The organism is Aeribacillus sp. FSL K6-8210, assembly GCF_037963925.1.
Taxonomy (GTDB): Bacteria; Bacillota; Bacilli; order Bacillales; family Aeribacillaceae; genus Aeribacillus; species Aeribacillus composti.
Genome location: NZ_CP150172.1, coordinates 704,602 through 716,607, shown reverse-complemented (window position 1 = coordinate 716,607; position 12,006 = coordinate 704,602). Strand labels below are relative to the sequence as shown.

Below are 12,006 nucleotides of genomic sequence, written 5' to 3'. Positions count from 1 at the left end.
AATGGAAAGAACAAAAGCTAAAGGCACGAAAGAATAGCGGGAAATTCCAAATCATACATCAATTTTCCTTTGCGTCCAAAAAAAGAGGCGGAGTCAGCCGAAATAACGGCTGAAAAGCTCATCAAGAGACGACAAATTATATGGAAGGTAAGTAATTGCTGCTGCAATATCGAAAAAAGACAAGAATAGAAGCAGGGAGCCGCCAAAAGATTAAGAAAATCCGGATCTCGCAAATGAAATCAAATGAGCATGCACAATCATCAAACGCTTATGAACATTTTTTGCAATCGTTTTCAAATTTCAAAAGATTGGAAGTAAAAATAATAGATTTGAGATATTGTTATTTTATCTGAATTTTCGGAAATTCTAACTCAATTATTCAGTCAATAAACCAGCTTCCAAATCGCACATGAACATCAAACGCATGAATGACTTCAATACCATGGCAAAACTGTCCGTTACGACGAGTTACATAAATAATGCCGGCCGGCAGTGTAAAGAAACCAACAGGAAACATTATATGGAATTGATGCTTACTTCATAAGATATCCCGATATTTTCCAAATCATCGCCGGAGTTTCAATGTTTCAGCCGATAAGCTGTTCTTAAACTCTTCTTTTCATCGAACCATTTACGCATTGAAATTAAATTTTTCCATCACTTGGTCTTTCAGTCTTACCTTTTGAATTTTACCGCTCGCTGTGACAGGAAAATCTTCTGTGAAAATAATTTTGTTTGGAACTTTGTATGATGCCATTTGCGCTTTAACAAACTCTTTTAATTCTTCCTCTGTGCAAGCTGCGCCTTTTTTCAGCTTTATAACAGCACAAACTGATTCGCCCATTACTTCATCAGGCAAGCCTATGACAGCTGCTTCGACAACTTGAGGGTGTTTAGTTAAAACTGCCTCGACTTCCTGCGGATAAATGTTGAAGCCTCCACGAATGATCATTTCTTTTTTTCGCCCGACGAAACGAAGGTTTCCTTTTTCATCCAACACTCCGAGATCTCCCGTATAAAACCATCCTTCTTTATCCAAAACCTGCTCTGTTTGTTCCTTCATTTTGTAATACCCTTTCATGGTGCCAAAGCTGTGGATGGCAATTTCACCAACTTCGCCTGGAGGGAGCTCCTGCCGATTTTCGTCTACAATTTTCAGCTTTACACCTTCGATCGGTTTTCCTACAGTTTCCAATATCACTCGTTCATCCTGTTCATCATAGTCAGTCGCAGTAACAGATCCTGTTTCGGTAATTCCGTATGATTGGCACAAGTTTATTCCCATCCGCTCCCGAATTTCTTTCACTTTGTTTGGTGGAATAGGTGATGCCCCGACAATACCCGCTCGCAATGAAGAAAGGTCATAATCTTCAAAATCTTCTTGTTCTAATTCTTTTATAAACATGGCGGGAACTCCTTGTTTGATCGTCACTTTTTCCTGTTCAATTAATTTTAATGTTTCCTTCGGATGATATTTCTCTTGCAAAATGATTCTTGCGCCGCAAGAGATCGCACAAAACAAATTGACGGCCATTCCAAAAATATGGAATAAAGGAGCAGGAACGATAAACACATCTTTTTCAGTACATCTAATCGTTTTAGCCATAATATTAGCTGATTGAACAATGGCGCGATGGCTAATCATTACACCTTTCGGAATGCCTGTCGTTCCTGATGTATACAATAAACAAAACAAATCGTTGTTGACATCAAGCTTTTCAGCTGGAGCATCTTCTGACGCGGAAGACGCTACTTCTTGATAGGATAATAGATCAGGATGTTCAAAACGAACAGAAATCAAAGTTTTTACAACTTGGAACGCTTGCTTAAATCCAATGTTTTCATCAAACTGTTCCGTTACAAACAACACTTTTGGCTCCGAATTTTTGAGAATGTATTCCACTTCGTGATGCTTATACTTCGGATTAAACGGAACTAGAATTGCACCTATTTTGGCCGCTGCTACAAAAATAACGGCTGTTTCGTTCCAGTTTGGCAAGCAAACAGCGACTCGATCTCCCTTGTTGATCCCCAGCTTTTTCAAACCCGCAGCCAGCCGGTTAGCTTCTTGAAAAAATTCGCCATAGGTCAATCTGTTTTTCAGGTCATAGAGCACTTCTTTATCTTTATAGGCTTTCACCGTATGTTCTACCAACTCGTACACCGAAAACAAATAATTGTTCATTGCTTCGCCATCTCCTCTTACGCAAATATTCAAAACATGTAAGACACGAAGCATCCTGAGTCATTTCATATCGGACACTTCGTGAAATTACATGATTTGTTCGATGACTTTTTCTATATAAAATAACCTTTTCAACATGAAGTCGGTTGTATCGCTTTTATTATTTTCCAACGTAAACCGGCTTGCGCTTTTCTACAAACGCTTTCAATCCTTCTTTTCGATCTTCTGTTGAAAAGGCATTGGCAAAACTAGATGCTTCAAGGGTCAATCCTGTTTCCAGATCAGCATTGCTGCCAGCATTGACAGCTATTTTCAGCATACGAAGAGCTACAGGCGGTTTTTGGGCTAGCTTTTCTGCCCATTGTTTGGCAGTTGCCAGCAGTTCTTCGCCAGGTACAACTTTGTTCACTATATGAAGCTCCAACGCTCTGTTAGCATCAAACATGTCGCCAAAATAAAGTAATTCTTTAGCAATGCCTTGACCGACAATTTTTTGCAGACGCTGGGTGCCTCCGCCGCCAGGAATAATGCCAAGACCGACTTCAGGGAAAGCAAATTTAGCTTTTTCCGAGCAAATCCGCAGATCACAAGCCAATGCAAGCTCTAAGCCTCCGCCTAAAGCAAGACCGTTAATGGCAGCAATGACAGGTTTGGATGCGTTTTCAATTTTTGAAAAAGCTTCCCTTGACACACGGTTCATATTCATCATGCCAACAAGATCGAGATCAGCCATTTCGTTAATATCTGCTCCGGCAACAAATGCTTTTTCACCGCTGCCTGTTAAAATAATGACTCTTACTTGGCTGTTTTCTTCCAGCTCGTTAAAAACGGTTACAAGCTCTTTAAATACTTTTGAATTCAGCGGGTTGACAGGCGGGCGGTTGATGGTGACAACTGCTACATGCTGTTCAATATCGCATGTTAAAAATTCCAAGCTCATCTTCAGTCCTCCATTCTCATGATTAGTCATAGTCGTAAAAACCGGCTCCTGTTTTCCTTCCAAGTCTTCCTGCTCTTACTAATTGCTTTAGAAGCATTGGAGGTGCGAAACGATTATCATTAAACTCATTTTTCATATATTCCATTACGTAGTAGCCGATATCAACACCGGCAAAATCTTGAAGTGTGAACGGCCCCATAGGATAGTTCAGCCCGAGCGTAACCGCTTTATCAATATCTTCCGCTGTAGCTACCCCTTCTTCGAGCAGCTTAATCGCTTCAATAAATTGCGGAATCATAATACGGTTGACAATAAATCCTGGAGTGTCTTTTTTCACTTCCACCGGCTCTTTATTCAGCTTTTTCGCAAATTCCTTCAGTTCTACTACTGTTTCATCGCTTGTTTTATATCCTCGAACAACTTCCACTAATTTCATGATCTGCGCAGGATTGAAGAAATGCATTCCTGCGACGCGTTCCGGCCTGTTCGTTGCAGACGCAATCTCTGTTATGGACATGGAAGAAGTATTTGTTGCCAAAATCACATGGTCAGATGTAATTTGATCCAATTTCGCGAAAACGCTTTTTTTCACTTCCAAATCTTCTATAACAGCTTCAATCACAATATCAGCCTGTTTAAAATCCTCCAAATTTGTCGTAACTTGAATTCGTTCCAAAACTTCCTTTTTTTGCTCTTCGGTCATTTTTCCTTTTGCAACGCTTTTTTCCATAAATTTATTTATTCTTGATAAGCCGTTATCAAGAAATTTTTGTTCGACATCATGCAAGATAACTTGAAATCCTGAAATGGCGGCCAAATTGGCGATGCCGCTTCCCATCGAGCCTGCTCCAACTACCCCGACTTTAGATATCGTCATAGTCACAACTCCTTTTAAAAACATAACTTTATTAATATTCTGTAAATTATTATAGAAAATATAAAATGAAATAAACACCTACAAAATACGGAAAAAGCTTCTCTTCTATCAACAATTTTGTGGAAAAAACGCTGTGGCGCTTTTATATTCTTTCAGTTGTTTTTGAATAATACAGGTCATAAAGCTTATAAGCCATCATCATATTAAATCGATGATCAGCATCATTTAAATCAATTTCCAGCAGCGATTCAATCTTTTCAAGACGATAAAGAAGGGAGCTTCGATGAATAAACAGCTCTTCTGCCGAATTTTTAATATTTCCGTTGTTATAAAGGAACGCTCGCAGCGTATGGAATAAATCCATACTTTTCCCTTCCGAATAATTCAATAACGGTTCAAGATGCCTTTTGATGAAAAATTCCACCGCTTCTTTATTATCTAAATGATGTAAAATAGTGTAAGCACCCAATTCCTCAAACAAAGCAAACCCTTTGTGGCGAAACCTGTGAAACACGACATTCAAAGCTTGGATAGCCTGCTGATAGCTAATATAATAATCATTTAAATTTTCAGTTTTACCGCCGATCCCCATGAATACTTGGCATTCAATATTGCCTTCTCGAACCCAATTTTTTATATTTCTATAAAATACTTTCCAATAGTTTTTTGGATGCTTGCCTTCTTCTTTTACCGGAACAATCAATATATAGTTTCCATCGTTTGTCGCCATGATAATTTCTTTGCTGAAACGGGAAATTTGTGTTTTCAACTGGTCCCAAATCAATGTTTTTTTAGATTGTTGAACAAGCAAATTACTGTTTTCCGTTTCCTTCTCATCTAATAAAATCGACAACACCGCTAATCGGTGCTGATGAAATAAGTTCCATTGGAATAAATTCGCATATTGTAAAATCCGCTCTTGATCCTCTATACGTTCCACAAGCAATTTGCTGACAAAACTATCCTTTACCTGCTCTTTTGTATCCAAAACAAGCTTCTGCTTGATAAATTGGATCGAACAAATATTTCTTGCCAAATCAATTGTCAGCTGATCAAATTCATCCATGTCATTTTCGCCAATTTCGACAGCCAAAAACCCAAGCAAATTTCCTCCGCCGTTCACCTTCCACAGCCGGAAATGAAGCTCTTCCCCGTCATCCAATTGGATGTGGAGTTTCCTTCCGTTTTCTATCAATCTCTCTTTATTTCCGCTGCCCATCAGCCTTTCTACATCTTTATTTGATAAATCATAATGATGGAAGGAACAAGAAATCGGCCTCATAAAACGGTCGAACAAAAGGACGGATTTGGAAAAAAGACTTCTTAAAGCAGACGTAATACCGTCAAAATTGTCATGTTCAACTGTTTCTTTCACGAGGGCGTGCTGATAATCAAGCAGAAAGTAAAGACGTTCTTTATGCTCCTTTTCGTTTTTATATAAACGGGCATTTTCCAAAATAGCGGCAATATGATTGGAAAGCAGCTTTAATATCTCCAAATCATCTTCATTAAAAACTCCCTTTTGTTTCTCTTCTACATGAAGCACACCGATTGTTTTCAAATCAAATATTAATGGAACGGTCAGTTCAGACCCGCCTGGAGTATCCAAAAACGGAAAGTATTCCTTTAAAACATAATTTGTTTCAATATTAATCCGTTCCGGTTTTTCAAATGGACCATAGGATGGAGGCTGAAAAATAAAATGATTTTCTTTTTCGTTATATAAATAAATACAAGCCATCCTTGCATTAGTTCCTTTTCCGGCGCGTTCCACAAGTGTTTCAATATTTTTTTCAAGCGGCACATCAAGCGACAAATTTTTGCTGATCCACTCGATCCCTTCGATTTTTTTAATTTGTGCTTCTTTTTGTTTTGCCATTGCAATTGCAACAGCTACATCTTTGCCGAATTCATCAAAATGTGCCTTCATATCCAACAGAGGTACGTAGTCAAGATAGGCAATAATGCAAAAGCCCAAGCTGCTCATATCGTCTTTGAGAGGAACTGTAAACCACGTTTTTACTTTTTCTTTTTTCATTAAATTGGTAAACTGACAGTCGCCTGCTTGCTCTGCTTTATCATATGTTAAGCTTTGGTGAAGGAGATTCGGCGAACAGTTTTGAACCTGCAGCGGAAAGGATTCCGTTATTTTCTGCAAATCTCCGCTCCAAACTTTCAAACTCAGCTCCTCTCCCTCTTGTAAAATGATGCCGACAAAATCACATGAAAACTGGGAGCGGAAGGAATCAGCCAAAAATTGCAATGCCTCTTCCTCCGTATCAATTTTCACTAGATGTCTAGCCGTTTTTCGCAAATGATTTTCAATCTTTCTCATTAATTTTTCCCGTTTTGATTCTGTCAAAGAGGACTCCTCCTTTTTGAAGAAGCTTGTGTCAATATTTCAAAAAATGAAAAACATGCTATAATTCAATTTAAACAAAAACAAATGCTGCGTACAAATTTTATTTGAAAAATGAAAACGTTGATGGTAATTTGTTAAATAGCTGTGGCTTTATCCACGCTTTTAAAAATTTTGCTACGATCTTTTGCGAGGATGGTACAAATGATCAATATTCTTGTCACACTGAATTCAAATTATATTCCCCCGCTGAAAGTTATGTTAAATTCATTATTCCAAAATAATATTGAAGAAAAATTTTCGATATATATCATGTATTCAAATATTTCCGATCAAGATTTACACGAATTGGATCAATTTGTAAAACGTCATAACCAAAGTTTATATCCAATATACGTAGACCCTAAGCTCTTTGAAGATGCACCCGTTTTTCGCCATTATACATCAGAAATGTATTATCGATTAGCTTCCCATCAATTTTTGCCAGACGATTTGGACCGAATTCTGTACCTTGATCCCGACATCGTTGTAATCAATCCCATCAAAGATTTTTACTATAGTGATTTTGAAAATTGCTTGTTTATTGCTTCTGAACATACACACTCTACAAAAGTTGCCAACCTTTTTAATAAATTAAGGCTTAAAACCCCGAATGCGAAAGGATATTTTAATACAGGCGTTTTGCTTATGAATTTGGAACGGATTCGAAAAGAAGTAAAATTGGAAGATATATATGCATTTATTAATGAAAACCGTTTAAAGCTTGTCCTTCCTGATCAAGATGTGCTCAATGCTCTATACTGGGATAAAATTAAACCTGTTGATTGTTATCGATACAATTATGATGCAAGATATTATGAAATTATTAAATTGCTTCCAAATGCAAAGCATGGGATGGAGTGGATAAAAGAGAATACTGTTTTTATTCATTATTGCGGGAAAGACAAGCCTTGGCAAAAAAACTATAAAGGAGAGCTGGGAGCTTTTTATAAAAAGTACGAAATACTATAAAGAGCGGCAAAAAACATTTATCATCACATCTCCGCTTTAATAAAAGGGGCTTGTCTAATAAGTCGTTTTTTCGGCTTATTGACACCCCTTTCTTACATTCAGTCAAGTACTTTTTTAAATTCTTTTGGAGATATGAATTAATGTTTTAGAAAACGTTGAAATATCGACGTTAATGATTTTTTGTTTTCAATGGGGATTTGACTTTCTGGACGGCTCTTTTTTGACTAAAACCGTCCTGACTTAAAAATGGAAAATAACAGCCACAAAAACATGAGCGTTGCTACGCCAAAACCGATTTCAATCGCTGGAATTTTCCAAAGCAGTGTTGATTGCCTTCCCATTGAAGAACCAATAATAATCCCTACCATAATAATACTGAATGCCAATAACACGATGCTGAACGATAACCGATTGCTGATGCGGTCAAGTTTTTTCAGAAAAAGATCTAATTCCGGAATCGTGATCTCATGGCGGAGTCTGCCCCGCTTCATTAAAGAAGCGATCTCTGCTACATAAGCTGGAAAATCCATTAGCAGTTCTGTATAATCTGTTACGTGTTTCCATGCATTTTCAGCGATATACTTCGGATGCAAGCGCTCCTTTGCCAGCCGGCGACCAAAAGGCTCAGCAACATCGATAATTCTAAAATCTGGATTCAATTTTTCGACCACGCCTTCAACCGTCAAAAGCGTTTTTCCTAATAGTGTTAAATCAGAAGGGATTTTGATGGAATGTTTGAAAGCTGCTCGAAAAAGGTCGTTCACAGCTTCACCGATGCTGACTTGGTGTAACGGAACACCGTAATACTTTTCCCGTAAATCTTCGATGTCCGCTCTCAATTGCTTTAAATCGATATCTTCAGGAACGATGCCCATGCGCAAAATGGCTTTCATGACGCCATCCGTACTCTGTCTCATTAAAGAAATCACTAATGATGAGAAATGATGCTTCATGTCCGATGTAAGCCGGCCGGTCATTCCGAAATCAATGAAGGCAATGATTCCGCCCTGCTTAATGATGACATTTCCAGGATGGGGATCGGCATGAAAAAAACCATCCATAAATATTTGCCGGAAAATTTCTTTTGATAAAATTTCTGTAATATGATCCAAATGGTATCCATTTGTTTTTAGTTTTTCAATCTCATTTAGTTTAATTCCTTCTACATATTCCATTGTTAATACTCTTTTCGTCGAGTACTCCCAAAACACTTTCGGAATGTAGACAGCTTGTTCATTTGCACTCTGTTTAGAAAATTTGTCTGCATTTCGGGCTTCAATGGTATAATCGAGCTCAGCACGAAGAGCCTTTGAAAACTCTTCAATCATGTCCCTGACCTGATACTTTGCAGCCCATTTTAGCCTATGCTCCGCTAATACCGCTAAATCTTGAAGAATTTCTAAGTCCGTTTCAATCACATTCGAAATATGAGGGCGTTGAATTTTTATAGCCACTTTTTCACCCGAATGCAAAACGGCTTGATGAACTTGTCCTATTGAAGCAGCAGCTAACGGAGCATGATCAAAGTGCCGAAAAATTTTTTCTATTTCACCGCCCAATTCTGATTGAACAATCTCACGCACCTCATCAAAAGAAAAAGGCGGAACTCGATCCTGCAATTTTTCCAATTCACTAATAATCTCCTCCGGCAGCAAATCAGGACGGGTGCTCGCAATTTGACCTAATTTTATAAATGTCGGGCCTAATTCTTCCAATACAAGCCTTACCCGTTCACCTATCGTTTTGGAATGATGCTCAGTTTTTCTGCCAAAAAAAGCTTTTTGCGGCAAAGAAAGAAATTGCGAAATACCCATTTCCTCTACGACGAATCCAAATCCATTGCGAATTAAAGCAGACGCGATATCCCGATAACGGCCAATATGCCGCATCCTTTTTCCAACCACTTTACCGCCTCCTCAACAACAAAGGACCTTTTAACAGGTCCTCTTTTACTCATCTTCCTTTTCCAATTTGCGAATCTTTTCTTCCAGTTCTCGGATATCCTCCTTCGTTGCTATATCTAGTTTGTTGATCACCTGAGCCACTTGCTCTCGAACAAGACGCTGCAGTTCAGTTTTTTCTTCTTCACCGCGCTTGATTAGCTGGTTAAAAACTTCTTTTGATTCTTCAATCGATATCTCGCCTTTTTTCACGAGTTCATCTACAAATTTTTTCACTTGTTCTTTGCTTGCTACAGCTAAACCAAGTCCGAACGCCAATCCCTTTTTGAATAAATCCATTATGCTTGCCCTCCATTTCTTTCGAATTTCAACACGAGGCTTTATCCTTGTTATCACCTTAATCTTCTATTTTATTCAGTAAAATTCCTTCACTTTCTTTTCGAAGTGTAAAACAACAGCCACATCTTATAAAATTCGGCTATTTTTGTTATTTCGTCACATCTTCCAGCTTCGCTTCTGTTACTTGCTGCAAATCTTTGACGCTGAGCTCCATTTGCACGCCGATTTTGCCCCCGCTGACAATAATATGCTCGTGTTCCAATGCAGTTGAATCGATAATCGTCGGGTAATGTTTCTTCATGCCGATCGGCGAACAGCCTCCGCGGATATAGCCTGTCCATTTTTGTAAATCTTTTACTGGCAGCATTTCGATTTTTTTCTCTCCTGTTATTTTCGCAGCTTTTTTTAAATCTAATTCTGCCTCAACAGGGATGACAAATACATAAATGTTGCCGGCGCTGCTCTTAGCAACTAATGTTTTATATACTGATTCAGGGCTTCTGCCAATCATTTGTGCAACAGAAATCCCATCAACCTTCCCCTTTTGGACATCGTAAGTAATCACGTTGTAATGTATTTTTTCTTTATCAAGAATTCGCATTGCGTTTGTTTTTGTGTTCATTGTTTATACCTCTCCAAAAGCAGAATATTTTAGGATGAGTGATGTGATGAAAAATATAAATGGACGGCATCCCCAACACAGGCTGTTGTGTCTCAATCGTTAAACAGTTCACTTAACACCTTTTTTCTATTTTCGAGAAACCGCCTAGTAATAATATAATGCATAGTTTCTTCATATTTTACTTCCTTTAGCGGATGTTCATCAAAATTTAAGATTTGGGCATTTGGATAGCCGAGTAAAATGGGAGAATGAGTAGAAATAATAAACTGCGCATCGTTTTCCAAATCTTTTATGATCCTTAATAAAGTCAGCTGTCTAGCAGGTGAAAGTGCTGCTTCAGGCTCATCCAACAGATAGATCGCTTTTTTTCCAAAACGATTTGTTAAAAGTGAGAGAAAAGCTTCCCCGTGCGACTGTTTGTGAAGAGAACGGCCTCCATAATAAGGGAGACTTTCAGGAATTGTATCGAGATACGACGCAAAATGATAAAAGGTCTCAGCTCGCAAAAAAAACCCGTTCGTCACTTTTGGCATCCATGACAGCCGTATGTATTCCCCAAGGGCCGCATCGGAAGCATCTACATGAAAATTATTGTTTTTGCCTCCTCCGGCTGTATTAAAGCCACACTGATAAGCTATTGCCTCAAGGAGCGTTGATTTTCCGGAACCGTTTTCCCCGACAAAAAAAGTAATATTGGAACGAAACGAAATGGATTTTAAATTTTTTATTGCAGGAATCGAAAACGGGTAGCTATTTAAATCAATTTCTTTATTTCTTAAAATTTCGAGGCTTTTCAAATACATTGAATTCATCTCCAAAGTCGTTCGTATTTTCATATTCACTGTGCACATTTCACATAAAATAAACAACTGCCGATTGCTTGATGTTTTATGGAAAAAATTTTTTGGAATATTGCGACCTTTGAAGTTGATCGCTTTGAAAATCATCAAATGTTGTATTCCGACTTCCAAATTTCTGCATTCATTGAAAAAGTTTCATTATAAACGAAACGGGCGATGGATATTTTCGTCTCAACGCTGCATATTTTCTTAGTTTTTGATAAATATGTCGCAAAAACTTATTGTTTACTATTAAAGCTCGCCAACGAATAAATGCTTTTTGTATTGTGGACATTGATTCGAAAAAAGAGTTTTTTCCTATCTGATCATCGTCTTGTAAATATGATAATTTTCGTCATCAAAACAAACGAACAATATTGATTGAATGCTTCGGATGAATTGATTTTGAATACACTCCTTAACGGTCTCTAAAGCAATTTGGGCCGCTTCATGCTTTGGAAAACGATAAACACCAGTACTGATATTTGGAAATGCGATCGTTTTCACGAAATGCTCTTCCGCAAGCTTTAAGGAGTTTATGTAGCAATTTCTTAGCAGCTCCCTTTCTTGATAGGCTCCTCCCTTCCATATTGGTCCGACAGTATGAATAACGTATTTGGCGGGCAAATTTCCTGCAGTAGTAATAACTGCTTCCCCGGTCGGACATCCTCCTGTTCTTTCCCTGATCTTTTTGCATTCCTCCATAATCTCCGGCCCGCCTGCTCTATGGATCGCGCCGTCGACACCCCCGCCTCCCAAAAGTCCGTTGTTAGCCGCATTAACAATCGCGTCAACAGTACACTTTGTAATATCGCCTTTTATTACCTCCAATTCAGTATCGTTAATAACGATTTTCATTAATATCAACCTCCGTTTTTATACAAATATGAATTTGTATACTGACAGTCAGCTCCTAGTTACGGAAACCCTATT

General features: G+C 38.2%; 10 protein-coding genes. 1 reads left to right on the top strand and 9 read right to left on the bottom strand.

What is annotated here, in order from left to right; genetic code table 11:
- Positions 1 to 631: 631 nt before the first annotated feature.
- The 4 genes from NSQ41_RS03515 to NSQ41_RS03500 form a co-directional block, all read right to left on the bottom strand.
- Positions 632 to 2,185, bottom strand: coding sequence for a class I adenylate-forming enzyme family protein (locus NSQ41_RS03515; protein ID WP_130158388.1), 1,554 nt, complete (start codon positions 2,183 to 2,185; stop codon positions 632 to 634).
- A gap of 160 nt (positions 2,186 to 2,345) precedes the next feature.
- Positions 2,346 to 3,125, bottom strand: a complete 780-nt coding sequence (locus NSQ41_RS03510; RefSeq protein ID WP_130158386.1) for an enoyl-CoA hydratase-related protein — start codon at positions 3,123 to 3,125, stop codon at positions 2,346 to 2,348.
- A 22-nt stretch (positions 3,126 to 3,147) separates the two neighbouring features.
- On the bottom strand, positions 3,148 to 4,002 hold the full coding sequence (locus NSQ41_RS03505; RefSeq protein WP_063389218.1) for a 3-hydroxyacyl-CoA dehydrogenase family protein: 855 nt from the start codon (positions 4,000 to 4,002) through the stop codon (positions 3,148 to 3,150).
- A 142-nt stretch (positions 4,003 to 4,144) separates the two neighbouring features.
- Positions 4,145 to 6,364: a helix-turn-helix domain-containing protein gene (locus tag NSQ41_RS03500; protein WP_130158384.1), complete on the bottom strand. Its 2,220-nt coding sequence runs from the start codon at positions 6,362 to 6,364 to the stop codon at positions 4,145 to 4,147.
- A 201-nt stretch (positions 6,365 to 6,565) separates the two neighbouring features.
- Between NSQ41_RS03500 and NSQ41_RS03495 the strand changes: the two genes are divergently transcribed.
- Positions 6,566 to 7,372, top strand: a complete 807-nt coding sequence (locus tag NSQ41_RS03495) for a glycosyltransferase family 8 protein (protein WP_066248838.1) — start codon at positions 6,566 to 6,568, stop codon at positions 7,370 to 7,372.
- Positions 7,373 to 7,596: 224 nt separating this feature from the next.
- On the opposite strand, the gene NSQ41_RS03490 is transcribed toward NSQ41_RS03495, so the two are convergent.
- The 5 genes from NSQ41_RS03490 to NSQ41_RS03470 all read right to left on the bottom strand — a co-directional run bounded on the left by NSQ41_RS03490 (position 7,597) and on the right by NSQ41_RS03470 (position 11,931).
- Positions 7,597 to 9,276, bottom strand: a complete 1,680-nt coding sequence (locus NSQ41_RS03490) for an AarF/UbiB family protein (RefSeq protein WP_130158382.1) — start codon at positions 9,274 to 9,276, stop codon at positions 7,597 to 7,599.
- Between the two features lie 45 nt (positions 9,277 to 9,321).
- Complete coding sequence (locus NSQ41_RS03485; protein WP_063389222.1) at positions 9,322 to 9,612, bottom strand: hypothetical protein; 291 nt, start codon at positions 9,610 to 9,612, stop codon at positions 9,322 to 9,324.
- 148 nt (positions 9,613 to 9,760) lie between these two features.
- Positions 9,761 to 10,234, bottom strand: coding sequence for a Cys-tRNA(Pro) deacylase (ybaK, locus tag NSQ41_RS03480; protein WP_130158380.1), 474 nt, complete (start codon positions 10,232 to 10,234; stop codon positions 9,761 to 9,763).
- 92 nt (positions 10,235 to 10,326) lie between these two features.
- The gene (locus NSQ41_RS03475) at positions 10,327 to 11,037 is read right to left on the bottom strand and encodes an AAA family ATPase (RefSeq protein ID WP_339211014.1); all 711 of its coding nucleotides are present in this window, start codon (positions 11,035 to 11,037) and stop codon (positions 10,327 to 10,329) included.
- A 354-nt stretch (positions 11,038 to 11,391) separates the two neighbouring features.
- Positions 11,392 to 11,931, bottom strand: a complete 540-nt coding sequence (locus tag NSQ41_RS03470) for an O-acetyl-ADP-ribose deacetylase (RefSeq protein WP_066248832.1) — start codon at positions 11,929 to 11,931, stop codon at positions 11,392 to 11,394.
- Positions 11,932 to 12,006: the final 75 nt, after the last annotated feature.